Origin of the sequence: Pseudomonas sp. IT-P258 (assembly GCF_949767825.1) — a bacterium.
Lineage (GTDB): Bacteria > Pseudomonadota > Gammaproteobacteria > Pseudomonadales > Pseudomonadaceae > Aquipseudomonas > Aquipseudomonas monachiensis.
This window is the reverse complement of record NZ_CATKPU010000021.1, coordinates 606,357-630,233: the sequence shown is the minus strand read 5'-3', so window position 1 is coordinate 630,233 and position 23,877 is coordinate 606,357. Positions and strand designations below refer to the sequence as shown.

Below are 23,877 nucleotides of genomic sequence, written 5' to 3'. Positions count from 1 at the left end.
CCCGAAGTGGTGAGTCTTGGGCTTATAGAGTGCTGAACACCGGGAAAGTCCCCAACAGCAGTGCAGCAATCAGTATGCAGATACAAACCAGCACTGCCCACTTCAGGGTGAAGCGCTGGTGGTCACCGAAATCGATGCCTGCCAGGGCCACCAACAGGTAGGTCGATGGAACCAGCGGGCTCAATAGATGGACGGGCTGACCGACGATCGAGGCACGTGCCATTTCCACGGCGGTTATACCGTAATGGCTGGCGGCTTCGGCAAGAACCGGTAACACGCCGTAATAAAATGCATCGTTCGACATGAAGAAAGTGAACGGCATGCTTACCAGTGCCGTGATCACCGCCAGGTACGGGCCGAGGAAGTCCGGAATCACCGCCAACAGGCTTTTCGACATGGCGTCGACCATCCCGGTGCCGGTCAGGATACCGGTGAAGATACCGGCCGCAAAGATCAACCCGACCACCGCCAGCACGCTACCGGCGTGGGCCGCGACACGATCCTTCTGCTGTTGCAGGCAAGGATAGTTGACGATCATGGCGATACTGAACGCCACCATGAACAGCACCGGCAACGGCAGCAGGCCACCGATCAGGGTGCCCATCAGGGCCAGGGTCAGGGCGCCGTTGAACCAGATCAGCTTCGGACGACGGGCATCCGGGAACTGCGAAACGCTGATTTCGCTGTGATCGATTTCATCGCCAACCAGGTGCAGTTCACCCAGGCGTGCACGCTCACGCTTGCCGTAGAAGTAGGCAATGACCAGGATCGCCACTACACCAGCCAGCATCGCAGGAATCATCGGTACGAAGATGTCGGACGGGTCCACATGCAACGCACTGGCAGCGCGAGCGGTCGGACCGCCCCATGGGGTCATGTTCATCACGCCACCGGCGAGGATGATCAGGCCGGCCATGATCCGCGGGCTCATGCCGATACGGCTGTAGAGCGGCAGCATGGCGGCCACGCAGATCATGTAAGTGGTCGCGCCGTCACCATCGAGGGAGACAACGAGCGCCAGAACGGCGGTGCCGACCGAAACTTTCAGCGGGTCGCCCTTGACCAGTTTGAGAATCTTGCGCACAGCCGGGTCGAACAGGCCGGAGTCGATCATCAGGGCGAAGTACAGGATAGCGAACATCAGCATCACGCCGGTCGGCGCAAGCTTGGTAATGCCCTCGAGCATCATCGGGCCGATCTTCGGCGAAAAACCGCCGAACAGGGCAAAGATGATTGGAATGATGATCAGGGCGATCAGCGCGGACAGGCGCTTGGTCATGATCAGGAACATGAACGTGATGACCATGGCGAAGCCAAGGAAAGTCAGCATGGGAATACTCCAGGCGTAGCGCGGCTAGGGAATGGGCGGATCGGGCGGGATCAGCGCAGAACGGGAAGCACGAGACGTACGGGCGGAGTTGCAGCGAAGCGGCGGATAGAAGAGGACATCAGAATCACCATTGTTGTTGTTAAATGGGCTGTGCGAGCGATAAAACGCTGGCATTGGCCAACCGGTCTGTTGCCGGTAGTGGGGGCGATCCTAATCGGGGAAGCTTTCAGCCAGCTTTCGCCAATGAAAGCAAGGACCGGATGTGCAACCGATCGTCGGATTGGGTTTCAAGTCCCTGAACGCAGGGCGGGAGGTTGAACGTGGGCGAAGTTCACACCGGGGGCTGCCACTGCGGGCAATTGCGCTATCAATTCAGCGGGCCGCTGCACGATATCGCCCACTGCCATTGTTCGATTTGCCGACGGGTTAGCGGCGGCATCGTGACCACCTGGATCACCGTGCCGGTATCGGCCTTTCAATGGCTGGCCGGGACGCCGTCGCGCTATGATTCTTCATCCACCTGCGCGCGATATTTCTGCGGCCACTGCGGGGCGCAGTTGGCGCTGGTGACGCACCTGAGCCCGAAAAGCATCGACCTGACCATCGCCACCCTCGACCATCCAGAGCAAGCGCCGGCCGAGCGGCACATCTGGACCGACAGCCGCTTGCCGTGGCTGCATCTGGACGAACACCTGCCCGGTGAGGCCGGAGAAACACTCTGATCAAAAAACCGTCAGGTCCAACGGCCGAATAGCGCCCATCCAGATCGCGTGCTCGGTGTGGTCGAGCAGGTCGTTGCCGGTCTCCGGGTGCAGAAACACCACCAGCCCCTTGCGGTTGAGCGCCAGCCACGGCAGCACGTCACCCAGCACCTGCGGCTCGAACGCCAACTGGCAGCTCCAGTCCGGGTGCGGACCGACCAGGCGCTCATGCACGCGGCCCATTTTCAGTGGAAACAATTGCGCCGCCTGCTCACACAAGGCCCGCGCCTGCCCGATTGTGCTGGCATCGAAATAAACGTGGGCGTGGTAACCCCTGATCTGCTGCATCTGAACCCCTCTGAAAACTGTTCGAACCCTTGCTGGTTCCTGCGGGTCAAACATCATACAGGCGCTGGAAAACAGGAAGCCCAGCCATGAAAAATGCCGAAACCCCCGTCGTGAAAGTGGTGCTTTATGGTGCCATGAGTAGCCTGGGCAGTGCGCTGATGGCTGAGATGCTGCGGCGCCAGCATGAAGTGATCGCAATTCTCGATGACCTCAATGCGCTGGCACCCCGTCCGGGGCTGCGCACCAAGACTGGCGACCTGTTCGACGCGCAACGGGTCAAGCAGAGTGTGGCCGGCAGCTCCGTGGTCATCTGCCTACTGGACGCTCCAGGTTTACCGTTCAGCAGCGAACACGTGGAAAAAACCATCGTACCGGGCCCGGTAGAGCAGGTGCTGGCAGTAGATGCGCTAATCGATGGCATGCAGGCAGCAAAAATCGCCCGATTGTTTCTGGTGGGTGATTTCGACGTGCTGGACGATCCGGAAACCGAGGACAGCTTGGAACGTCACGCCGCCGAGGAAATCCGCGAAGCACTGCAGAGCAGCCCTTTGCAGTGGACGATGGTTAACGAACCGCGCGGCGTACCGGGACTGACCATCGAACATTTTGCCCAAATCGGGGGCAACCTCGAGCCGGGACTGGCCGAACCACTCGGACGACTGGCCCGCACCGCCGCGGGCATTGCCGATGAATTGCACTTGAACCTGCACATCCGAGAGCACGTCAACTTCATCGCCACCGACAGCTAAACCGCAATGGACGGCAGTGTCAGCCCGTTGAGTGATTGCGCACTGCTGGCCTGCTCTGCCATCAACCAATCCACAAACTGCTGGATCAACGCTCCGCGTCGTTTGCGCTGGGGCAACACCACGTAGTAACCCAGCCTCGACATCACCGTTTCGCCGATCGGTCGACACAACAACCCCTGCGTCAGCAAGTTATCCACAAGGTGGCGCCAGCCGATGGCAACGCCTTGGCCACCAATCGCGGCCTGAATCAGCAAGGTGTAATTGTCGAAGCGCAACTGCCCGGGTGCCGGGGGCGAAGTGATGCCCAGTTCGCGGAACACACCACTCCAGTCGAACCAGTTACTGCTGTGCTCCCCACGCAGGTGCAGCAACGGAAACTCCAGCAATGCGTGGGCCGGCAAGGGCAGGGGACGTTCGCTCAACAACTGCGGGCTGCACACCGGAAACACTTCTTCGCTGAACAGCCAATGGCTTTCACCCTGCTTGAAGCGGCCATCGCCGAACAGTACCGCCACATCGATATCGGTACGTAGCATGTTATGGCTGCGTTCACTGGTGACCAGGCTGACATCCACCTGCGGATTGGCCGCGTGAAAGCGGTGCAGACGCGGCATCAACCAATAGGCGGCGAAGGCAAAATCCGTGGCCACCTGCAGCACTTCATGCTGTTGCTGTGCGCTGATCGCGCTCAATCCTGCGTCGATATTCTGCAAACCTAGCTGAACCTGCTCGAAAAGGATCTGCCCGGCCTCAGTCAGTTCGATTCCACGGTAAATGCGATCGAACAGGCGTGTCGACAGTTGCTCTTCCAGGCGCTTGATCTGCTGGCTGATGGCCGGTTGCGTGGTGCCCAGCTCAACCGCCGCGGCGGTAAAACTTCGCTGACGGGCCGCCGCTTCGAAGGCACGAAGCAGATCCAGTGACAGGTCACCAAGGGCGTCATACATAAGCTGTGCTTATCCTAGTCATTGCCGCGCGTGGGCTTTACCGCAAGCTGTGAGGGTTTCATTCTCGAAACCAGCACTCTCGCATAAACATCCACTATGGAATGCCGCGATCACATGAAGCGCAAGAACATTCTTTTCATCATGGCCGATCAAATGGCCGCGCCAATGTTGCCGTTCTACGGCCCATCGCCCATCAAACTGCCTAATCTCAGCCGCCTCGCCGCACAAGGCGTGGTGTTCGACTCGGCTTATTGCAACAGCCCATTGTGCGCGCCATCGCGTTTTACCCTCGTCAGCGGCCAGTTGCCGAGCAAGATCGGTGCCTACGACAACGCCGCCGATTTCCCCGCCGACGTACCGACCTACGCCCACTACCTGCGCCGCATCGGCTACCGCACCGCCTTGTCGGGCAAGATGCATTTCTGCGGGCCAGACCAGCTGCATGGCTACGAAGAACGCCTGACCAGTGACATCTATCCGGCTGACTACGGCTGGGCAGTGAACTGGGATGAGCCGGACGTGCGTCCGACCTGGTACCACAACATGTCGTCGGTACTGCAAGCCGGCCCGTGCGTGCGCACCAATCAACTGGATTTCGACGAAGAGGTGGTGTTCAAGGCCCAGCAGTACCTGTTCGACCATATTCGCGAGGACGGCGACCAGCCGTTCTGCCTGACCGTTTCCATGACTCACCCACACGATCCGTACACGATTCCCAAGGCTTTCTGGGATTTGTACGACGATGCAGACATTCCGCTGCCTGTAACCCCGGACCCGCATGACCTCGACCCGCACTCGCAACGTCTGCTCAAGGTCTACGACCTGTGGGACAAGCCGCTGCCTGTGGATAAAATCCGCGACGCCCGCCGCGCCTATTTCGGCGCGTGCAGCTATATCGACAGCAACGTCGGCAAACTCCTGCAAACCCTCGAGGATACCGGGCTGATCGATGACACCATCATTGTGTTTTCCGGCGACCACGGCGACATGCTCGGCGAGCGCGGCCTCTGGTACAAAATGCACTGGTATGAAATGGCTGCTCGGGTGCCGCTGCTAGTCAGCGCACCAGGGCAGTTCGGTGCCAGCCGGGTCAGCGCCAGTGTTTCCACGGCGGACCTGTTGCCAACCTTCGTCGAACTGGCCGGCGGCTCGCTGGAACCGGGCTTGCCGCTGGACGGCCGCTCGCTGGTCCCGCACCTGCAAGGGCAGGGCGGTCACGACGAGGTGTTTGGCGAATACATGGCCGAAGGCACCGTCAGCCCGTTGATGATGATTCGCCGCGGTGCCTACAAATTCATCTACAGCGAAGACGACCCTTGCCTACTCTTCGACGTACAGAATGACCCTCGCGAACTGGAAGAACTCAGTCATTCGCCGCAACATCGCCAGTTGTTCGACGATTTTCTCGCCGAAGCGCGGGCCAAATGGAACATTCCGGCGATTCACCAGCAGGTGCTCGCCAGCCAGCGGCGCCGACGCTTCGTGGCCGAGGCGCTGACCCTCGGCAAGCTGAAGAGCTGGGATCACCAGCCACTGGTGGACGCCAGTCAGCAGTACATGCGCAACCACATCGACCTCGACGATCTGGAGCGTAAAGCACGTTATCCACAACCCTGCCAAAACCAATAATGTTAAGGGGAAGTCCATGCAAAGGTTATCCACAGTACTGACGGTCGGGCTCCTGGCTCTGGGCAGTGCATCGGCGTTTGCCGATCAGAGTTGCGAGACCGTGAAAATGGCCGACCCGGGCTGGAGCGATATCGCCGCGACCAATGCCATCACCGGGTTTCTGCTGGACGGCATGGGCTACAAGGCCAAGGTCGACACCCTCGCGGTGCCGATCACCTTTGGCGGGCTGAAGGATGGCCAGGTCGATGTATTCCTGGGTAACTGGATGCCGGCGCAGCAGGGCTTCTATGACAAGTTCGTCGCCAACGGCGATGTCACGCAATTGGCGAAGAACCTCGACGGCACCGAATTCACCCTCGCCGTACCGGACTACGTATGGGACGCGGGTGTGCATAACTTTGCCGACCTGAACAAATACGCCGACAAGTTCGACCACAAGATCTACGGCATCGGCTCCGGTGCTCCAGCGAACATCTCTCTGCAAGAGATCATCAAGAAAAACGATTTCGACATGGGCCAGTGGAAACTGGTCGAGTCCAGCGAGCAGGCGATGCTGGCGGAAGTGTCCCGCGCGGTGAAAAAGCAGAAATTCGTGACCTTCCTCGGCTGGACGCCGCACCCGATGAACGTGCAGCTGAAAATGCGCTATCTGAAGGGTGGCGAGAAATACTTCGGTGACACCGGCAGCGTGCATACCCTGACCCGCAAAGGTTATGCACAGGCCTGCCCGAACGTTGGCAAACTGCTGAGCAACCTGAGCTTCACCCAGGACATGGAGAACAGCATCATGGCCGAGGTGGTGAACAAGAAAGTCAGCAATGCCGACGCAGCCAAGGCGTGGATCAAGGCCAACCCGGCGGTGCTGGATAAATGGCTCGATGGGGTGAAGACCGTGGATGGCAAGGATGCGCTGCCAGCGGTCAAAGCGAAACTCTGATGATTACCTGTGGCGAGGGAGCTTGCTCCCGCTCGGCTGCGCAGCAGACGCAATCCGGTTACCTCGATGAGTCAGACACATCGTGATTGCCCTTTTGGGACCGCTACGCGGTCCAGCGGGAGCAAGCTCCCTCGCCACAATGATCGCGTTGTCCTGCTACCCTTGCGCAAAATCCCCAACCGAGAGGCCCCATGGCCCTGCCAAGCCGCCATTCACTCTTCCCCTTCCTCACCTGGCTGCCCCGGCAAACCCGCGCCAGTGTCGGTCGCGACCTGATCGTTGGCCTCAGCGGCGCGATTCTCGCGTTGCCGCAATCCATTGCCTACGCACTGATTGCCGGCCTGCCGCCGGAATACGGCCTGTACGCCGCAATCATCCCGGTGTTGATCGCTTGTCTCTGGGGCTCGTCGTGGCATTTGATCTGCGGTCCTACGGCGGCCATCTCCATTGTCTTGTACGCCAGCGTCAGTCCTCTGGCCGTTCCTGCGTCGCAGGACTACGTCATGTTGATCCTGTTGCTGACGTTTCTTGCCGGCCTCTTTCAGTGGATGCTGGGATTGCTGCGCTTTGGCGCATTGGTGAATTTCGTCTCGCATTCGGTGGTGCTCGGCTTCACCCTGGGTGCCGCCGTGGTGATTGCCATCGGTCAATTGCCTAACCTGCTGGGACTGGACTTGCCCAGTCAGGCTACCGCGCTGGATAGCTTCATCACCTTGTTGCGCCATCTCGGCGAAATGGACAAGCCTTCACTGGCACTGGGGCTGGCGACGGTGGTGGTGGGCGTGATCCTCAAGCTGCTGCTGCCACGCTGGCCGACGCTCCTGATCACCCTGGTTCTCGGCGGCTTGCTGGTTTGGCTCTGGCCATCAATGTTCGGCCATGTGCAACTGGTCAGCGCCTTTACCGGCAAACTGCCGCCCTTCAGTCCATTGCCGCTGGACCTTGATCTGATCCTGCGCCTGCTGCCCAGCGCGGTAGCAGTAGGAATGCTCGGGTTGGTCACCAGCCTGTCGATTGCCCGCTCGATCTCCGCACGTTCGCAGCAATTACTCGACGCGAACCAGGAAGTTCGTGCCCAAGGCCTGTCGAACATCGTCGGTGCGTTTTTTTCCGGATCACTGTCAGCCGGCTCCTTCACTCGCTCAGGCCTGAGCTATGAAGCGGGGGCCTGTTCGCCACTGGCCGGGATTTTTTCGGCATTGTGGGTGGCGCTGTTTGCGATCTTCGGCGCGAGCCTGATCGCGCACATCCCGATTCCGGCCATGGCCGGCAGCATTCTGTTGATCGCCTGGGGGCTGGTGGACCATCGCGGCATTCGCGCGTTGTTGCGGGTCAGCCGCGCCGAATTCGTGGTCATGGCGCTGACCTGCGTCGCCACCCTGCTGCTGGAATTGCAGACGGCAATCTACGCCGGTGTGCTGGCCTCGCTTTTTTTCTACCTCAAGCGCACATCGCAACCACGGGTGCAGCATGTGCGGGATGGCGAGGAAGACATTCTGCGGGTGGGCGGCTCGATCTTTTTCGGCGCCAGCCATTACCTGCAAGTGCGCCTGCAACGCATGCACGGCGCGCGCGTGGTGATCGAGGCGCAGCAGATCAACTTCATCGACTATTCAGGAGTGGAAATGCTGCACCAGGAAGCGCGGCGCCTGCTTCGCCAGGACCGCAGCCTGACCTTGCGCCGAGCCCGGCCGCAGGTGGTGGAAGAGCTGAGGAAACTGGAAGGGGCAGAGAAATGCCCGATCCGGTTTGAAGATTAAAGAGATCGCAACCTTCGGCAGCTCCTACGGGTTGTGTGATCACCAGTAGGAGCCGCCGAAGGCTGCGATCTTTTGACTTTAAAGGGCCAGTTGCCGGCGAAGCTCAGCCAATACCGGCGCTGTATCCGGGCGTACACCGCGCCACAGAAAGAAGGCCTCGGCTGCCTGCTCGGCCAGCATCCCCAAGCCATCCATCACCACTGCCGCGCCGTTTTCGCTGGCCCAGCGGCAGAACGAGGTCGGCTCCTTGCCGTACATCATGTCGTAGCACACCGTTTTGCCAGGCTCGATCAGGCTGGCAGCAATCGGCGGCACATCGCCGGTCAGGCTCGCCGACGTCGCGTTGATGATCAGGTCCACTGACTCCCGCAACCAGTCGTAGCCACTGGCCGAGACCGGCCCCAGATCGCAGAACAGTTCCGCCAGCAACTCGGCCTTTTCCACCGTGCGATTGGCGATGATCACCGATGCCGGCTGCTCGGCCAGCAACGGCTCCAAAGCACCGCGCACCGCGCCGCCAGCACCGAGCAGCAGGATGCGTTTGCCTTTGAGGCTGAACCCGGCATTGACCGTCAGGTCGCGCACCAGCCCGGCACCGTCGGTGTTGTCGCCCAGCAAACTGCCATCGGCCAGTTTGCTCAGGGTGTTCACCGCGCCCGCCCGCTGCGCCCGTGCCGTCAGGCTGTTCGCCAGCCGATAGGCTTCCTCCTTGAACGGCACCGTCACATTGGCGCCACGCCCTTCGAGGAAAAACGTCCGGGCACAGGTGGAAAAGTCGTCCAGTGGCGCCAGTAGCGTGTTGTAGTCCAGCTTCTGCGCGGTCTGCTCGGCGAACAAGCGATGGATCAACGGCGACTTGCTGTGGCCAATCGGGTTACCGAATACGACATAACGGTCCATCAGGATTCCTCGTTCAGGCTTCGGCCAACCAATCGCGGTCTTGCAGGAAGTACTCGGTCAGGCGCGCTTCTTCGCTGCCGGGCTCGGCCTTCCAGTCGTAGCCCCAGCGCACTTGCGGCGGCAGCGACATCAGGATCGACTCGGTGCGCCCGCCCGATTGCAGGCCGAACAGCGTGCCACGGTCATAAACCAGGTTGAACTCGACATAGCGCCCACGGCGGAACTCCTGGAATTCCCGCTGTTTTTCGGTGAACGCATCGTTCTTGCGGCGCTGCACGATGGGCAGATAGGCGTCGATGTACGCATCACCGATGGCGCGCATGAAGGCGAAGCTGGTGTCGAAATCCCACTCGTTCAGGTCGTCGAAAAACAACCCGCCGATGCCACGCGGCTCGTGACGATGCTTGATGTGGAAGTAGCTGTCGCACCAGGCCTTGTAACGCGGGTAGACGTCCGGGCCGAACCGCGCACAGGCCTGCTCGGCGACACGGTGCCAGTGGATGCAGTCTTCTTCGTTGCCGTAATACGGGGTCAGGTCGAAGCCGCCACCAAACCACCAGACCGGTTCTTCACCTTCTTTTTCCGCGATGAAAAAGCGCACGTTGGCGTGGGAAGTCGGCACGTGCGGGTTGTGCGGGTGAATCACCAGCGAAACGCCGAGGGCTTCGAAGCCACGGCCGGCCAGTTCCGGTCGATGGGCGCTGGCAGACGGTGGGAGACCGCTGCCGAAGACATGGGAAAAGTTGACGCCGCCCTTTTCAATCACCGCGCCGTTTTCTATCACGCGGGTGCGACCGCCACCGCCCGCCGGCCTGGTCCAGGCGTCTTCGACGAATTGCGTGCCACCGTCTTCGGCCTCCAGAGCGGCGCAAATACGGTCTTGCAGGTCGAGCAGGTAGGCTTTTACGGCCTCGGTGCGGGTCGTCATGTCATCACCTTGAATCGGGCAAAACAACGCGGCGCTCCATTGGAGCTCAGCCTGCGCAAATGGGCGCGTAGCATACCATCGCAAGTCACCCCGCCGCAGTTGACGAAGATCAAGCTTAGGAGTCCGATAGGGAGCTTGGTAAAACGACCTATGGAGAGTTCTGATGGCAAAGCGTATCCAGTTCCGCGCCCATGGTGGCCCCGAAGTGCTCGAATATGTGGATTACCAGCCCGCCGAGCCAGGTCCGAAGGAAGTGCGCGTGACCAACAAGGCCATCGGCCTGAACTTCATCGACACCTATTACCGCAGTGGCCTGTACCCACCACCGTCCCTGCCGTCGGGTGTCGGCTCGGAAGGTGCAGGCGTGGTCGAGGCGGTGGGCAGCGACGTGAGCCGCTTCAAGATCGGCGATCGCGTCGCCTATGGCAGCGGCCCTCTGGGCGCCTACAGCGATCTTCACGTCTTGCCCGAGGCTAATCTGGTGAAACTGCCGGACGCCATCAGCTTCGAACAGGCCGCCGGCGTGATGCTCAAGGGCCTGACCGTGCAGTACCTGCTGCGTCAGACTTATGAACTCAAGGGTGGCGAAACCATCCTGTTCCATGCCGCGGCCGGCGGGGTCGGTTCCCTGGCCTGCCAATGGGCCAGAGCCTTGGGCGTCAAGTTGATCGGCACCGTCAGCTCGGCGGAGAAGGCCGCGCTGGCCAAGGCCAACGGCGCCTGGGCGACCATCGACTACAGCCATGAAAATGTCGCGCAACGCGTGCTGGAATTGACCGACGGCAAAAAAGTCCCGGTGGTGTACGACGGTGTTGGCAAGGACACCTGGCTGACTTCACTCGATAGCGTCGCGCCACGCGGGCTGGTGGTGAGTTTCGGCAATGCGTCCGGCGCGGTCGACGGCGTGAACCTGGGGATCCTGGCAGGGAAAGGCTCGCTGTACGTAACCCGGCCAACCCTGGGCACTTATGCGAACAACGCCGAGAACCTGCAACGCATGGCCGACGAGTTGTTCGAGATGATCATCGGCGGCAAGCTGACCGTGGACATCAGCCAGCGTTATCCACTGGCTGACGCGGCGAAGGCGCAGACCGAGTTGTCGGCGCGGCGCACGACGGGTTCGGTTGTTCTGCTGCCATAACCCTCTGTGGCGAGGGAGCTTGCTCCCGTTGGGCTGCGCAGCAGCCCTGCATTCGGCAACTGTGTAGTTTCAGTTATAACGCGCCTGCAGTTTTTGCGGGCGCTGCGCACCCGAACGGGAGCAAGCTCCCTCGCCACATGTCCATCCAGCTTTAGTCCGGACGCACAACCCTGCCGGTCGCCAGATCACGAATCACGCTCGGGTTCTTGCGTCCGCCCAAATTGCCACCCAGCACCAGATCCACCTGGCCACGGAAATACTGCTCGACGCGAATCCGCGTACGCGCCGCCGGGCGTCCCTGCGGGTTGGCCGACGTCGACACCAGCGGCCCGACCAGCGCGCACAAATCCCGCACCTGAGGGTGATCGCTGACCCGCAGCGCCACGGTTTCATGCACGCCGGTAATCCACTCCGGCAACAGGTTCTGGTGCGGCACCAGCCAGGTGTTCGGACCCGGCCAGGTGCTGGCCATGCGATCCATCCACAATTCGGGGAAGTCTTCGAAAAGGAAATCGAACTGACGGATGTTGTCGGCGACCAGAATCAGCCCCTTGTCCACAGACCGGCCCTTGATCAGCAGCAGACGTTCCACCGCTTCCTCATCCCAGGGGTCGCAACCCAGGCCCCAGACTGCTTCGGTTGGGTAGGCAATCACCGCCCCGGCGCGAATTGCTTGCGCGGCTTGTTGCACACGCCAACTGTTGACCATGAAAAACACTCCAGACTAAGGCTCTGCGCAGTTTACCGATCTTGTTTATAAAACCTAGCTCACCCGCGCAAACCAGCGCCCGCTTTCGCACACGGCGCGGCCATCCATTTCCAGTTCCGTCAGCGCCGCCAGCACTTTCGGCAGGGCCCAGCCGCTTGCGTCGGCCAGCGCTTCACTGGTGTGAGGCGCGGCATGCAGCAGCTTCAGCAGTGGGTGAGTCGTTGCAGGGATGCAGGTTTCTGTGGATAACGACAGTCGTTGCCAGCCGCGCAAGGCTTCGAGGATATGTTCGATAGTTTCCACCAGCACCGCACCGTCCCGAATCAACTGATGACAGCCGCGGGCACCGGGGTGATGGATCGATCCAGGCATCGCAAACACCTCGCGCCCCTGTTCCGCCGCCAGCCTCGCGGTGATCAGAGAACCGCTGGCGACACTGGCTTCGACCACCAGCACCCCGAGAGACAAACCACTGATGATCCGGTTGCGCCGGGGGAAGTTGCCGGCGCTGGGCCCTGCATCCAGTGGAAACTCCGAAAGCACTGCGCTGCCCGACGCGATCATGGCGTCCGCCAGGCGTCTGTTTCGCTGTGGATAAAACTTCTCGAGCCCCGTGCCGAGCACACCAACTGTTTGCCCACCGACGTCGAGCGCGGCCTGGTGCGCGGCGGCGTCAATGCCCAGGGCCAGGCCGCTGGTAATGACAAAACCGGCACCGGCCAGGCTGCGGGAAAACGCGGCAGCGGTGTCCATTCCTGGCCGGGACGCGCGACGGCTGCCGACCATCGCCAGTTGTGGTTTTTCCAGAATGCCCGGATCGCCCGCGACAAATAACAGCGGCGGTGCATCGCTGATTTGTGCCAGCAGTGCCGGATAGTCCGGTTGGTCCCACATCAGTAAATGCTGGGCCGGATGCTCCAGCCAGGCCAATGCATGACTGGCGCCGTCACGGATCTCGGTGCTACGCCTGGCCTCGGAACAGGCCAGTGGCAAACCCAGCGCGCGCCAGGCACTGGCCGGTGCGCTGATCGCTTTTGACGCCGAGCCAAAGGCTTCAAGCAGCTTCTTGAAACGTGCCGGACCGAGTTCCGGCAAGCGGTGCAGACGTAATCGAGCTTCCAGTTCCGCGGGGGAAACCGGTGTAACAGTAGGCAGCGACATGGATCATCCTTGATCGTAATAAGCACCCGTACAAACGGGAATAAGCTGTGGATAACTCTGTTGGTAACTTGTGAAGCACTCTTACGGATTTCGCACCTTGTCCATCACCGACAGCGAGCGCGAAGCGCTGAGCACCAGCCCATAGCTGAGCTTGTCGTAGGTACGGAAAACCATCAGCAGACCAGCGCGCTCATCGGGAATTTTCAACGGCTGACCGGTTATCCGGTCGCGCACGGTTTCGCCGGTCTTCATCACCGCCAGCAGATTGCCTTCGGCCAGGCCGTCGCGCTGCCCCTTGTTCAGTGTTACCACGTCCAACTCGCCGATCTGCGTGACCCCACGCGGCACATCGATGATCAAACCGTTGATTTCGTGGCTCGGTGTGCTGGGCGTAAAGGTCGAGTTGATCGCGCGCTCCTCACCGCCGAACAAGCGATCGCCGAGGCGGACTTCCTGGGTCGTGCGTTGCAACTCCAGGGTGGCGACCTCACCTTCGATGGCCACGACCTCGCCGCCGCCGATGTCATCGGCGTTGATCCCCAGGATTTCCTTGCTCTGCGGATCGGTGTAGACCTTGCCTTGGCGGAAGATGCCGTACGCCGGTTGCGCCGGATCGAAATGGCCGCGGGCAAAGATGCGGTCACCCGCGCCACTGAGCACGCGCTCGGCATCACCTGCGACGATGTAGGGCGCCTTGTCGAAATCCTCGGCCTTATCGATGATGCGGTTGCTCAGCAAAAAGCTGTTGATCGATTTCAGCGCAATGCCGGGGATAGCCTCGGTTACCGGGCTGCTACGCACCTGAGGCGACAGCTTTATGGTGGGAATATCTTCCCGAAGTTGCACTTGCCCGTAGGCCAGACCGGCCGAGGCCAGTAGCAGCAGGGCGAGTAGTGATTTCCTCATGCGGTGAATCCCTTTATTATGTGCATTCGCGTGAAACGCCAGAGCCGTCAGAGGCTCGCTCCCTGCTTGCTTATCAAGACTTGCTTGTCAACAAAAGGGAGCTACGTTTTACAACGGTAGCCTGCATCTTCGGACCGCCAGGCCATCGACCCGACCTTACTTCACACGTGCACTAATCAAGCTTATGGCCATTTTAAACATCCTCGAATTCCCTGATCCGCGTCTGCGCACTATCGCCAAACCAGTGGCCGTAGTGGACGACGAAGTGCGTCAGTTGGTCGACGACATGTTTGAAACAATGTATGAAGCGCCTGGCATCGGCCTCGCCGCTACCCAGGTCAACGTGCACAAACGTATCGTCGTGATGGACCTCTCCGAAGACCGCAGCGAACCGCGAGTGTTCATCAACCCCGAATTCGAACCCCTGACCGACGAGATGGAGCAATACCAGGAAGGCTGCCTTTCGGTACCGGGCTTCTACGAAAACGTCGATCGCCCGCAAAGGGTCAAGGTCAAGGCGCTGGACCGCGATGGCCAACCCTACGAACTGATCGCCGAAGGCCTGCTCGCGGTGTGCATCCAGCATGAATGCGACCACCTCAACGGCAAATTGTTCGTTGATTACCTGTCGACGCTCAAACGCGACCGCATCAAGAAGAAGCTGGAAAAACAGCATCGCCAAAACGCTTGATGCCCTCCTTCAAAGGCTTGCCGCGGCAAGCCTTTTTCTTTTCAAGATGCTTTGCAATAGAGAACACCCATGACTGAGCCACTGCGCATCGTCTTTGCCGGCACCCCCGAATTCGCCGCCGAACACCTCAAGGCCCTGCTCGACAGCCCTTACGAGATCGTCGCGGTCTACACCCAACCGGATCGTCCGGCCGGTCGCGGGCAAAAACTGATGCCAAGCCCGGTCAAGCAACTGGCGCTGGAGAACAATATCCCGGTGCTGCAACCGCCGACCCTGCGCAACGAAGATGCCCAGGCGGAACTGGCCGCGCTCAAGCCGGACTTGATGGTGGTGGTCGCCTACGGCCTGATCCTGCCGCAAGTGGTGCTGGATATTCCGCGCCTGGGTTGCATCAACAGTCACGCCTCGCTGCTGCCGCGCTGGCGTGGTGCGGCGCCGATCCAGCGCGCCGTGGAAGCGGGGGACGCCGAAAGCGGCGTGACCGTAATGCGCATGGAAGCCGGCCTCGATACCGGGCCGATGCTGCTCAAGGTCGCCACGCCGATCAGCGCCGAAGACACCGGTGGCAGCCTGCATGATCGTCTGGCCGAAATGGGCCCGCCGGCCGTGGTCCAGGCGATTGCCGGCCTCGCCGCCGCAACACTGGAGGGCGAAGTGCAGGACGACAGCCTGGCCACCTATGCGCATAAATTGAACAAGGACGAAGCACGCATCGACTGGAGTCGCCCGGCGGTTGAGCTGGAGCGTCTGGTGCGTGCCTTCAACCCGTGGCCGATCACCCACAGCACCTTGAACGGCGAAGCCCTGAAAGTGCTGGCCGCAAATCTGGCTGAAGGCAAAGGCGCCCCGGGTGAAATCCTTAGCGCCAGCAAGGACGGTCTGATCGTCGCCTGCGGCGAGCAGGCCTTGTGCCTGACCCGTCTGCAATTGCCCGGCGGCAAGGCGCTGAACTTCAGTGACCTGTTCAACAGCCGCCGTGAGAAATTCGCCACCGGAACGATCCTCGGTCAAGCGGCGGACGCTCAATGAATCCGCGTCTGGCCGCCGCCAAGGCACTCGCCGCAGTCCTGAGCGGCAAAGCCTCGCTCAACAGTTCGCTGCCAACACAAATGGACAAGGTCGAGGACCGTGATCGCGGCTTCACCCAGGACCTGGCATTCGGCACCGCACGCTGGCAGCCACGCTTGTCCGCGCTGGCGGCCAAACTGTTGCAGAAGCCGTTCAAGGCAGCCGACGCCGATGTCGAAGCGTTGCTGTTGGTCGGTCTCTATCAATTGCTCTACACCCGCGTCCCGGCCCACGCCGCCATCGGCGAAACCGTCGGTTGCGCCGACAAGCTGAAAAAGCCTTGGGCCAAGGCATTGCTCAACGCTGTGCTACGCAATGCTCAGCGCGAAAGCGAAACGATTTTCGCCGAGCTGGAACGTGATCCGGTGGTGCGCACCGCCCACCCGCGCTGGTTGCAGAAATCCCTGAAGGCGTTCTGGCCCGAGCAATGGGAAGCCATTTGCGCCGCCAACAATGCGCATCCGCCGATGATTCTGCGGGTCAACCGTCGTCATCACAGCCGTGATGCCTATCTCGGATTGTTGACCGACGCCGGTATCGCCGCGACGCCATGCATTTATAGCCGCGATGGCATCGTGCTCGAAGCCGCCACCGACGTGCGCGGCCTGCCAGGCTTCGCCGAGGGCTGGATCAGCGTGCAGGACGAGGCCGCGCAACTGGCTGCCGATCTGCTCGACCTCGCGCCAGGCCAACGGGTGCTGGACGCCTGCTGCGCACCGGGCGGCAAGACCTGCCACATCCTCGAAGCCGAGCCAAAACTGGCCGGCGTCGTGGCCGTAGACCTTGAAGCCAAGCGACTGATACGGGTGCGGGAAAACCTCGAACGCCTGAAACTGAGCGCCGAACTGATTGCCGCCGACGGTCGCGACACTCAGGCGTGGTGGGACGGCAAGCCGTTCCAGCGCATCCTGCTGGACGCGCCATGCTCGGCCACCGGCGTGATTCGTCGTCACCCGGACATCAAACTGACCCGCCAACCCGACGACATCGCCGCGCTGGCGCTGCTGCAGGGCGAGTTGCTCGATGCCATGTGGAAAACCCTGGAAGTCGGGGGCATCCTGCTGTACGCCACCTGTTCCACGCTGCCGACCGAAAACACCGAAGTCATCGAAGCCTTCCTCGCCCGAACGCCGGGTGCCCGGGAACTGGACCTCGCCACGGCGGCCGGCATCAAGCAGCCCCATGGTCGCCAGTTGCTGGCCCAGGAAGGTGGCCACGATGGTTTCTACTACGCCAAGCTGATCAAGATCGCCGCCGCTCGCGGTTAAATGGATTCAATGGAGTGACTGGATGAAAATCATCATCCTTGGTGCAGGGCAGGTCGGCGGTTCGCTGGCCGAACACCTGGCCAGTGAAGCCAACGACATTACTGTGGTCGACACCGATGGCGAGCGCCTGCGCGACCTTGGTGACCGCCTGGACATCCGCACGGTACAAGGTCGTGGCTCATTCCCGACCGTGTTGCGCCAGGCCGGAGCGGATGACGCCGACATGCTGGTCGCGGTGACCAACAGCGACGAAACCAACATGGTCGCCTGCCAGGTCGCCCATACCCTGTTCCACACCCCGACCAAGATCGCCCGGGTTCGCGAAGCCGCTTACCTGACCCGCGAAGAGCAGCTGTTCCAGAACGAAGCGATTCCGGTGGACGTGCTGATCAGCCCGGAACAAGTGGTCACCAACTATATAAAGCGCCTGATCCAGCACCCCGGCGCCTTGCAGGTGATCGACTTCGCCGAAGGCAAGGCGCAACTGGTGGCGGTACGGGCGTACTACGGCGGGCCGCTGGTGGGCCAGCAACTGCGGCAGTTGCGTGAACACATGCCGAACGTGGAAACCCGCGTCGCGGCGATTTTCCGTCGTGACCGGCCGATCCTGCCCCAGGGCGACACGGTGATCGAGGCCGACGACGAGGTGTTTTTCATCGCCGCCAAGGCGAATATTCGCGCGGTGATGAGCGAAATGCGCCGTCTCGACGAAACCTATAAACGCATCGTCATCGCCGGTGGCGGGCAGATTGGCGAACGTCTGGCCGAGGCCATCGAAAGCCGTTATCAGGTGAAAATCATCGAGATGAACCCGGCGCGCTGCCGTCATCTCTCCGACACACTGGACAGCACGGTAGTGTTGCAGGGCAGTGCTTCAGACCGCGACCTGCTGATGGAAGAGAACATCGCCGACGCCGACCTGTTCCTGGCGCTGACCAACGACGACGAAGCCAACATCATGTCATCGTTGCTGGCCAAGCGACTGGGCGCGAAGAAGGTGATGACCATCATCAACAACCCGGCCTATGTCGATCTGATCCAGGGCGGCGACATCGACATCGCCATCAGCCCGCAACTGGCGACCATCGGCACCTTGCTGGCCCACGTGCGCCGAGGCGACATCGTCAGCGTGCACTCACTGCGCCGGGGTGCGGCGGAGGCCATCGAGGCGATTGCCCATGGCGATGCGAAATCGAGCAAGGTGATCGGCAAGGCCATCGAGAACATCGGCCTGCCGCCAGGCACCACCATCGGTGCGATTATCCGCGACGAAGAAGTGATCATCGCCCACGACAACACCGTGATCGAAGCGGGCGACCATGTGATTCTGTTCCTTGTGGATAAAAAGCATATTCGCGATGTGGAGAAGCTGTTTCATGTGGGGTTGAGCTTCTTCTGATCCGGATTTTTCGGCGATCAGACTGGCCTCATCGCGAGCTTGCTCGCGATAGCGGACTTCCAGATACCGGATATTTTCCTGACACACCTCAAAAAGGAATCCACTGATGATCGAATCCCTGGAAAAAATGCTCGCCAAGGGTGTGGATAACTCATTGCTGCGCTTCGGCCTGGGCAAGGGCTATCTGGATCTGGGGGAAAACGCCAAGGCTGCGGAGCATTTCCAACGCTGCGTCGAATTCGATCCGAAGTATTCGGCGGCATGGAAACTACTGGGCAAGGCCCATTTGGCGCTGGCGGACTTTACGGCCGCGCGCCAAGCCTGGGAGCAAGGCCTGGAAGCCGCTCGCGTCCATGGCGACAAGCAGGCCGAAAAGGAAATGACGGTGTTCCTGAAGAAGCTCGAGCGTCAGGCGTACTGATCAGAGATAACGCAAACCGATGCCCTCGGCATCCACCTGCACTACTTCCATACGCACCCGCGGCGCGCCTGTGGGTAAGCCCTGCACCTGACCGTAAACCACCGCGCCTTTGGGCAAAGTCGACAACCCCGGATGCTTGACGTAGACACCCGTGCTCGACAAGTTGCGCGTCTGCCCCAGGCAATCGCCAAAGCTTTCGTGACTGATCTTGATGCGGAATGACTTACGGTGTTCGGACATCTTCTGCGCCCTTGAATGAACGGTTGTGGATAACCCCAAGTCCAGGGTCATCCACAGATCATGCCAATCGATTCAATACCAACGCTCTTCACCCGGCGGACGCTTCTTGAAGCGCTTCATGCTCCACATGTACTGGCTCGGGTACGCCCGCACATAGCGCTCGACCACCTGGCTCATGGCCGCGCAGGACTGCGCGGTATCGGTGCTGTACATGGCCTCTGGCGCAGCTTCAAGGATCACTTTGTAGCCGGAACCGTCCGGCAGGCGCAGGGCATGCAGGAACACGCCGACCGCTTTGCCGCCGGCCAGCATGTTCGGCACGAACTTGCTGGTCAGCGCCTGGGTGGCGAAGAACGGCACGAAGATCCCGGCGGATTCGGACGGTTCCGGGTCAGCGGGAATGCCCACTGCACCACCTTTGCGCACTTCCTTGATGACGCTGAGGATGCCTTCCTTGGTGGAAGCGGCGACCTTGTTGCCCAACTGCACTCGCTGCTTTTGCAGCAATTCATCCACCGCTTTCAACTTCGGCGGGCGGTAGAAAATGATCGGTTTGCACTGGCTGCAATAGAAGTGGTTCAGCACTTCCCAGTTGCCCAGGTGGCTGGTGATACCGACCACGCCTTTGCCGGAGGCGAGGGCGTCCTTCAAGATGTCGAGGCCTTCGACCTCGCGCACCAGGTCGATGGAGCGCTGGGCCGGCCAGATCCAGGCGCAGGCGCTTTCGGTCAGGGACTTGCCGATGTCCTTAAGGCTCTGTCCGACTAAACGTTCGCGCTCGGCGGGGTCCATGTCCGGAAAGCACTTGGACAGGTTGATCCGCACCACGTCGCGGGAACGGTTCGGGGTTTTCCACATGACCCAGCCAATCGCCGAGCCGACGGCCTGCACGGCCCGCCACGGAAGCAGGGCAAACAGCCGCAGAGCGCCTACCAGCAAGGCGCCTTTCAACTTATCCACAGGTCACTCCTGATTTTGTGCTGTGCGCGAGGCGGCCATTCTAACCGCCGTTCGCCAACTGCGCGTAGCGGTCGCAGTCCCGGGTGTGATCCATCACCATGCCCGAAGCCTGCATCAGCGCATAGCAAATGGTCGGCCCGACGAACGTGAAACCGGCTTTTTTCAGGCCTTTGCTCATTTCCACGGCGATCGGCGTCACGGCCGGGACTTCACTGCGATCCTTGAAATGATTGATCACAGGCACGCCACCGACGAACGACCAGAGAAACGCCACCGGGTCCTCCAGCGCCAGCCAGGCCTGGGCATTGCGCCGGGCCGCGTTGAGCTTGAGGCGGTTGCGAATGATGCCGGGATCGAGCATCAACTCGTCGATTTCGGCATCGCTCATCTGCGCCACGCGCTGGACATCAAAGCCGAACATCACCTGGCGATAGTGCTCGCGTTTGCGCAGCACAGTGATCCAGGAAAGCCCGGCCTGGAACCCTTCGAGCAAAAGCAACTCGAACAAACCCTGCGCATCCCGTAGCGGCGTGCCCCACTCCTGATCGTGATAAGCCATGTACAGCGGATCTTCGGAACACCAAAAGCAGCGTGGCATAAGGCTCCAGGGGGCGTGCGCAGCAATGAATCGGGTATACTCCCGCTCTTTAAATCGCAGCCCAAGAAACAGGTGAATTTCGTGAGCCAGCCTACGCCAGCCGTGCGTACCTTCCAAGACTTGATCCTCGCCCTCCAGCAATACTGGGCCGAGCAAGGTTGTGTGGTACTTCAGCCCTACGATATGGAAGTAGGCGCCGGCACTTTCCACACCGCAACGTTCCTGCGCGCCATCGGCCCGGAAACCTGGAACGCTGCCTACGTGCAGCCAAGCCGTCGTCCGACTGACGGCCGCTACGGCGAAAACCCGAACCGTCTGCAGCACTATTACCAGTTCCAGGTGGTCCTCAAGCCGAACCCGGACAACTTCCAGGAACTGTACCTGGGCTCCCTCAAGCACGTCGGCCTGGACCCGCTGGTCCACGACATCCGCTTCGTCGAAGACAACTGGGAATCGCCGACCCTCGGCGCCTGGGGTCTGGGCTGGGAAGTCTGGCTCAACGGCATGGAAGTGACCCAATTCACCTACTTCCAGCAAGCGGGTGGCATCGAGTGCTACCCGGTGACCGGTGAGATCACCTACGGTCTCGAGCGTCTGGCCATGTACCTGCAAGGCGTGGATTCGGTCTACGACCTGGTATGGGCTGACGGTCCGTTCGGCAAAGTGACCTACGGCGACGTGTTCCACCAGAACGAAGTGGAGCAGTCCACTTACAACTTCGAACACGCCAACGTCGACAAGCTGTTCGAACTGTTCGATTTCTACGAAAGCGAAGCCAAGCGCCTGATCGAACTCGACCAGCCGCTGCCGTTGCCGAGCTACGAAATGGTGTTGAAGGCTTCCCATACCTTCAACCTGCTGGATGCGCGCCGGGCGATTTCCGTGACTGCGCGTCAGCAATACATCTTGCGTGTACGCACCCTGGCGCGTTCCGTTGCGCAAGCCTACCTGCTGGCTCGTGCCAAGCTGGGCTTCCCGATGGCGACCCCGGACCTGCGTGATGAAGTACTGGCCAAGCTGGAGGCTGCACAATGAGTGCTCTGGATTTTCTGGTTGAACTGGGCACTGAAGAACTGCCACCCAAAGCCCTGAACACCCTGGCCGAGGCGTTCCTCGCCGGCATCGACAAGGGCCTGCAAGCTGCCGGCCTGAACTACGAGAGCAAAACCGTTTATGCCGCCCCGCGCCGCCTGGCCGTGCTGATCACCGCACTGGCCACCCAGCAGCCGGATCGCAGCATCAACCTCGACGGCCCGCCACGTCAGGCCGCGTTCGATGCCGAAGGCAACCCGACCCAAGCGGCACTGGGCTTTGCCAAGAAATGCGGCGTCGACCTGAGCGAAATCGATCAGAGCGGCCCGAAACTGCGCTACAGCCAGAGCATCGCCGGCAAGGCGACCGCAAGCCTGCTGCCGACCATCGTCGAAGACTCCCTGAACGACCTGCCGATCCCGAAACGCATGCGTTGGGGTGCGCGCAAGGAAGAGTTCGTTCGTCCGACCCAGTGGCTGGTGATGCTGCTCGGTGACCAGGTCATCGATTGCACCATCCTCGCCCAGAAGGCCGGCCGCGACTCCCGTGGCCACCGCTTCCATCACCCGGAAAACGTGCGCATCGGTTCGCCGTCCAGCTACCTGGCCGACCTGCGTGCCGCCTACGTTCTGGCCGACGCCAACGAGCGTCGCGAGATCATCAGCAAGCGCACCGAAGAGCTGGCCACCCGTCAGGAAGGCACGGCTATCGTTCCGCCAGCCCTGCTCGATGAAGTGACCGCGCTGGTCGAATGGCCGGTGCCGCTGGTGTGCTCGTTCGAGGAGCGCTTCCTCGATGTGCCGCAGGAAGCCCTGATCACCACCATGCAGGACAACCAGAAGTACTTCTGCCTGCTGGACGCCGACGGCAAGTTGCTGCCACGTTTCATTACCGTGGCCAACATCGAGAGCAAAGACCCACAGCAGATCATCGCCGGTAACGAGAAAGTGGTTCGCCCACGCCTGACCGACGCCGAGTTCTTCTTCAAGCAAGACAAGAAGCAGAAGCTCGAAGACTTCAACCTGCGCCTGCAGAACGTGGTGTTCCAGGAAAAACTCGGCAGCGTCTACGACAAGGCCGAACGTATTTCCAAACTCGCCGCTTACATCGCAGCGCGCATTGGCGGCAACGCTTCGTGGGCTGCTCGTGCGGGCCTGCTGTCCAAGTGCGACCTGTCGACCGAGATGGTCGGCGAGTTCCCGGAGATGCAAGGTGTCGCCGGTTACTACTACGCCCTCAACGATGGCGAGCCGGAAGATGTCGCACTGGCCCTGAACGAGCAGTACATGCCGCGCGGTGCCGGTGCTGAACTGCCAAGCACCCTGACCGGTGCGGCCGTGGCCATCGCCGACAAGCTCGACACCCTCGTGGGTATCTTCGGTATCGGCATGCTGCCGACCGGCAGCAAAGACCCGTACGCCCTGCGCCGTGCCGCACTGGGCGTGTTGCGTATCCTGATCGAGAAGCAACTGGATCTGGACCTGAACGACGCCGTGGCCTTCGCTGTGAATGCATTCGGTACCAAGGTCAAGGCAGCCGGCCTGAACGAATCGGTACTTGAATTCATCTTCGACCGCCTGCGTGCCCGCTACGAAGACGAAGGTGTCGATGTCGCGACCTACCTGTCTGTACGTGCCCTGAAGCCAGGCTCGGCCCTGGACTTCGACCAGCGCGTGCAAGCGGTACAGGCCTTCCGCAAACTGCCGGAAGCCGCCGCCCTGGCCGCCGTGAACAAGCGCGTGTCGAACTTGCTGAGCAAGGTCGAAGGCTCCGTTCCTACCGTCGTGGAAGCCAAGTACTTCGACAACGCCAACGAGTTCTCCCTGTACTCGGCGATCCAGCAGGCTGACCAGGCTGTACAGCCAATGGCCGCCTCGCGTCAGTACAGCGAATCCCTGGCACGCCTGGCTGCACTGCGCGAGCCGGTGGATGCGTTCTTCGAAGCTGTGATGGTCAACGCGGAGGACGCAAAAGTCCGCGCCAACCGTTATGCGTTGCTGGCGCGTCTGCGTGGGTTGTTCCTCGGCGTCGCCGACATTTCGCTGCTGGGCTGA

At 61.0% G+C, this 23,877-nt stretch carries 23 protein-coding genes and 1 pseudogene; 13 read left to right on the top strand and 11 right to left on the bottom strand.

The window, feature by feature from the left end; all coding sequences use genetic code 11:
- Window positions 1–22: 22 nt before the first annotated feature.
- Window positions 23–1,330 (bottom strand): CitMHS family transporter, encoded by a 1,308-nt coding sequence (locus tag ACM6G4_RS10200; RefSeq protein ID WP_056726747.1) that lies wholly within the window; start codon window positions 1,328–1,330, stop codon window positions 23–25.
- Window positions 1,331–1,650: 320 nt separating this feature from the next.
- Between ACM6G4_RS10200 and ACM6G4_RS10195 the strand changes: the two genes are divergently transcribed.
- On the top strand, window positions 1,651–2,052 hold the full coding sequence (locus ACM6G4_RS10195) for a GFA family protein (RefSeq protein ID WP_414913601.1): 402 nt from the start codon (window positions 1,651–1,653) through the stop codon (window positions 2,050–2,052).
- Here ACM6G4_RS10195 and ACM6G4_RS10190 read toward each other — a convergent pair whose 3' ends face one another.
- The gene (locus ACM6G4_RS10190; protein ID WP_414913600.1) at window positions 2,053–2,379 is read right to left on the bottom strand and encodes a DOPA 4,5-dioxygenase family protein; all 327 of its coding nucleotides are present in this window, start codon (window positions 2,377–2,379) and stop codon (window positions 2,053–2,055) included. It abuts the gene before it with no gap.
- Window positions 2,380–2,465: 86 nt separating this feature from the next.
- On the opposite strand from ACM6G4_RS10190, the gene ACM6G4_RS10185 reads away from it, so the two are divergent.
- Window positions 2,466–3,128 (top strand): NAD(P)-dependent oxidoreductase, encoded by a 663-nt coding sequence (locus tag ACM6G4_RS10185; RefSeq protein WP_414913599.1) that lies wholly within the window; start codon window positions 2,466–2,468, stop codon window positions 3,126–3,128.
- On the opposite strand, the gene ACM6G4_RS10180 is transcribed toward ACM6G4_RS10185, so the two are convergent.
- Window positions 3,125–4,075 carry a choline sulfate utilization transcriptional regulator gene (locus ACM6G4_RS10180; RefSeq protein WP_056726751.1) on the bottom strand — a complete coding sequence of 317 codons (951 nt, stop codon included), beginning with the start codon at window positions 4,073–4,075 and terminating at the stop codon, window positions 3,125–3,127. The genes ACM6G4_RS10185 and ACM6G4_RS10180 overlap by 4 nt on opposite strands.
- 114 nt (window positions 4,076–4,189) lie before the next feature.
- Between ACM6G4_RS10180 and betC the strand changes: the two genes are divergently transcribed.
- From betC to ACM6G4_RS10165, 3 genes are all read left to right on the top strand, one after another.
- Window positions 4,190–5,704: a choline-sulfatase gene (gene betC / locus ACM6G4_RS10175; RefSeq protein ID WP_414913598.1), complete on the top strand. Its 1,515-nt coding sequence runs from the start codon at window positions 4,190–4,192 to the stop codon at window positions 5,702–5,704.
- Window positions 5,705–5,720: 16 nt separating this feature from the next.
- On the top strand, window positions 5,721–6,641 hold the full coding sequence (gene choX, locus ACM6G4_RS10170; protein WP_414913597.1) for a choline ABC transporter substrate-binding protein: 921 nt from the start codon (window positions 5,721–5,723) through the stop codon (window positions 6,639–6,641).
- Window positions 6,642–6,832: 191 nt separating this feature from the next.
- Window positions 6,833–8,401, top strand: a complete 1,569-nt coding sequence (locus tag ACM6G4_RS10165; protein WP_414913596.1) for a SulP family inorganic anion transporter — start codon at window positions 6,833–6,835, stop codon at window positions 8,399–8,401.
- Between the two features lie 78 nt (window positions 8,402–8,479).
- Here ACM6G4_RS10165 and aroE read toward each other — a convergent pair whose 3' ends face one another.
- Both aroE and hemF read right to left on the bottom strand, forming a co-directional pair.
- A complete protein-coding gene (gene aroE, locus ACM6G4_RS10160; RefSeq protein WP_056726755.1) occupies window positions 8,480–9,301 on the bottom strand; it encodes a shikimate dehydrogenase in 822 nt (273 codons plus the stop codon).
- Window positions 9,302–9,314: 13 nt separating this feature from the next.
- Window positions 9,315–10,229, bottom strand: a complete 915-nt coding sequence (hemF, locus tag ACM6G4_RS10155; protein WP_414913595.1) for an oxygen-dependent coproporphyrinogen oxidase — start codon at window positions 10,227–10,229, stop codon at window positions 9,315–9,317.
- Between the two features lie 163 nt (window positions 10,230–10,392).
- Between hemF and ACM6G4_RS10150 the strand changes: the two genes are divergently transcribed.
- Window positions 10,393–11,370, top strand: a complete 978-nt coding sequence (locus ACM6G4_RS10150) for an NADPH:quinone reductase (protein WP_414913594.1) — start codon at window positions 10,393–10,395, stop codon at window positions 11,368–11,370.
- Window positions 11,371–11,521: 151 nt separating this feature from the next.
- On the opposite strand, the gene ACM6G4_RS10145 is transcribed toward ACM6G4_RS10150, so the two are convergent.
- From ACM6G4_RS10145 to ACM6G4_RS10135, 3 genes and pseudogenes are all read right to left on the bottom strand, one after another.
- Window positions 11,522–12,079 carry an L-threonylcarbamoyladenylate synthase gene (locus ACM6G4_RS10145; RefSeq protein WP_056726757.1) on the bottom strand — a complete coding sequence of 186 codons (558 nt, stop codon included), beginning with the start codon at window positions 12,077–12,079 and terminating at the stop codon, window positions 11,522–11,524.
- Between the two features lie 54 nt (window positions 12,080–12,133).
- Entirely contained in the window at window positions 12,134–13,240 is a 1,107-nt protein-coding gene (dprA, locus tag ACM6G4_RS10140; protein ID WP_056726758.1) for a DNA-processing protein DprA, read from the bottom strand.
- An 81-nt stretch (window positions 13,241–13,321) separates the two neighbouring features.
- A pseudogene (locus ACM6G4_RS10135) lies at window positions 13,322–14,062 on the bottom strand (peptidoglycan-binding protein); the annotation flags it as partial.
- Window positions 14,063–14,330: 268 nt separating this feature from the next.
- Between ACM6G4_RS10135 and def the strand changes: the two are divergent.
- The 5 genes from def to ACM6G4_RS10110 all read left to right on the top strand — a co-directional run bounded on the left by def (window position 14,331) and on the right by ACM6G4_RS10110 (window position 18,993).
- Entirely contained in the window at window positions 14,331–14,837 is a 507-nt protein-coding gene (def, locus tag ACM6G4_RS10130) for a peptide deformylase (protein ID WP_056726760.1), read from the top strand.
- A gap of 69 nt (window positions 14,838–14,906) precedes the next feature.
- Complete coding sequence (gene fmt, locus ACM6G4_RS10125; protein WP_409078212.1) at window positions 14,907–15,866, top strand: methionyl-tRNA formyltransferase; 960 nt, start codon at window positions 14,907–14,909, stop codon at window positions 15,864–15,866.
- A complete protein-coding gene (gene rsmB, locus ACM6G4_RS10120; protein ID WP_414913593.1) occupies window positions 15,863–17,173 on the top strand; it encodes a 16S rRNA (cytosine(967)-C(5))-methyltransferase RsmB in 1,311 nt (436 codons plus the stop codon). The genes fmt and rsmB overlap by 4 nt, the downstream gene beginning before the upstream one ends.
- A 22-nt stretch (window positions 17,174–17,195) precedes the next feature.
- The gene (gene trkA, locus ACM6G4_RS10115; protein WP_056726763.1) at window positions 17,196–18,572 is read left to right on the top strand and encodes a Trk system potassium transporter TrkA; all 1,377 of its coding nucleotides are present in this window, start codon (window positions 17,196–17,198) and stop codon (window positions 18,570–18,572) included.
- A 103-nt stretch (window positions 18,573–18,675) separates the two neighbouring features.
- Entirely contained in the window at window positions 18,676–18,993 is a 318-nt protein-coding gene (locus tag ACM6G4_RS10110; RefSeq protein ID WP_414913633.1) for a tetratricopeptide repeat protein, read from the top strand.
- Here ACM6G4_RS10110 and ACM6G4_RS10105 read toward each other — a convergent pair whose 3' ends face one another.
- The 3 genes from ACM6G4_RS10105 to ACM6G4_RS10095 all read right to left on the bottom strand — a co-directional run bounded on the left by ACM6G4_RS10105 (window position 18,994) and on the right by ACM6G4_RS10095 (window position 20,791).
- Window positions 18,994–19,233 carry a PilZ domain-containing protein gene (locus ACM6G4_RS10105; protein ID WP_414913592.1) on the bottom strand — a complete coding sequence of 80 codons (240 nt, stop codon included), beginning with the start codon at window positions 19,231–19,233 and terminating at the stop codon, window positions 18,994–18,996.
- Window positions 19,234–19,305: 72 nt separating this feature from the next.
- Entirely contained in the window at window positions 19,306–20,193 is an 888-nt protein-coding gene (locus ACM6G4_RS10100) for a lysophospholipid acyltransferase (RefSeq protein ID WP_008045719.1), read from the bottom strand.
- Between the two features lie 40 nt (window positions 20,194–20,233).
- Window positions 20,234–20,791 carry a DNA-3-methyladenine glycosylase I gene (locus ACM6G4_RS10095; RefSeq protein ID WP_056726766.1) on the bottom strand — a complete coding sequence of 186 codons (558 nt, stop codon included), beginning with the start codon at window positions 20,789–20,791 and terminating at the stop codon, window positions 20,234–20,236.
- A gap of 81 nt (window positions 20,792–20,872) precedes the next feature.
- Here ACM6G4_RS10095 and glyQ point away from each other — a divergent pair, with 81 nt between their 5' ends.
- The gene (gene glyQ, locus ACM6G4_RS10090) at window positions 20,873–21,826 is read left to right on the top strand and encodes a glycine--tRNA ligase subunit alpha (protein ID WP_003187265.1); all 954 of its coding nucleotides are present in this window, start codon (window positions 20,873–20,875) and stop codon (window positions 21,824–21,826) included.
- On the top strand, window positions 21,823–23,877 hold the full coding sequence (gene glyS / locus ACM6G4_RS10085; protein ID WP_414913591.1) for a glycine--tRNA ligase subunit beta: 2,055 nt from the start codon (window positions 21,823–21,825) through the stop codon (window positions 23,875–23,877). Before glyQ ends, glyS begins: the two co-directional genes overlap by 4 nt.

Bases quoted from the DNA above. Each gene is read 5' to 3' on its own strand.
- choX (WP_414913597.1), top strand. From the start codon at position 5,721: ATGCAAAGGTTATCCACAGTACTGACGGTCGGGCTCCTGGCTCTGGGC.
- ACM6G4_RS10165 (WP_414913596.1), top strand. From the start codon at position 6,833: ATGGCCCTGCCAAGCCGCCATTCACTCTTCCCCTTCCTCACCTGGCTG.
- ACM6G4_RS10200 (WP_056726747.1), bottom strand. From the start codon at position 1,330: ATGCTGACTTTCCTTGGCTTCGCCATGGTCATCACGTTCATGTTCCTG.
- betC (WP_414913598.1), top strand. From the start codon at position 4,190: ATGAAGCGCAAGAACATTCTTTTCATCATGGCCGATCAAATGGCCGCG.
- trkA (WP_056726763.1), top strand. From the start codon at position 17,196: ATGAAAATCATCATCCTTGGTGCAGGGCAGGTCGGCGGTTCGCTGGCC.
- ACM6G4_RS10185 (WP_414913599.1), top strand. From the start codon at position 2,466: ATGAAAAATGCCGAAACCCCCGTCGTGAAAGTGGTGCTTTATGGTGCC.
- ACM6G4_RS10095 (WP_056726766.1), bottom strand. From the start codon at position 20,791: ATGCCACGCTGCTTTTGGTGTTCCGAAGATCCGCTGTACATGGCTTAT.
- ACM6G4_RS10150 (WP_414913594.1), top strand. From the start codon at position 10,393: ATGGCAAAGCGTATCCAGTTCCGCGCCCATGGTGGCCCCGAAGTGCTC.
- dprA (WP_056726758.1), bottom strand. From the start codon at position 13,240: ATGTCGCTGCCTACTGTTACACCGGTTTCCCCCGCGGAACTGGAAGCT.
- aroE (WP_056726755.1), bottom strand. From the start codon at position 9,301: ATGGACCGTTATGTCGTATTCGGTAACCCGATTGGCCACAGCAAGTCG.
- def (WP_056726760.1), top strand. From the start codon at position 14,331: ATGGCCATTTTAAACATCCTCGAATTCCCTGATCCGCGTCTGCGCACT.
- fmt (WP_409078212.1), top strand. From the start codon at position 14,907: ATGACTGAGCCACTGCGCATCGTCTTTGCCGGCACCCCCGAATTCGCC.
- ACM6G4_RS10145 (WP_056726757.1), bottom strand. From the start codon at position 12,079: ATGGTCAACAGTTGGCGTGTGCAACAAGCCGCGCAAGCAATTCGCGCC.
- ACM6G4_RS10180 (WP_056726751.1), bottom strand. From the start codon at position 4,075: ATGTATGACGCCCTTGGTGACCTGTCACTGGATCTGCTTCGTGCCTTC.
- ACM6G4_RS10105 (WP_414913592.1), bottom strand. From the start codon at position 19,233: ATGTCCGAACACCGTAAGTCATTCCGCATCAAGATCAGTCACGAAAGC.
- rsmB (WP_414913593.1), top strand. From the start codon at position 15,863: ATGAATCCGCGTCTGGCCGCCGCCAAGGCACTCGCCGCAGTCCTGAGC.
- glyS (WP_414913591.1), top strand. From the start codon at position 21,823: ATGAGTGCTCTGGATTTTCTGGTTGAACTGGGCACTGAAGAACTGCCA.
- ACM6G4_RS10190 (WP_414913600.1), bottom strand. From the start codon at position 2,379: ATGCAGCAGATCAGGGGTTACCACGCCCACGTTTATTTCGATGCCAGC.
- hemF (WP_414913595.1), bottom strand. From the start codon at position 10,229: ATGACGACCCGCACCGAGGCCGTAAAAGCCTACCTGCTCGACCTGCAA.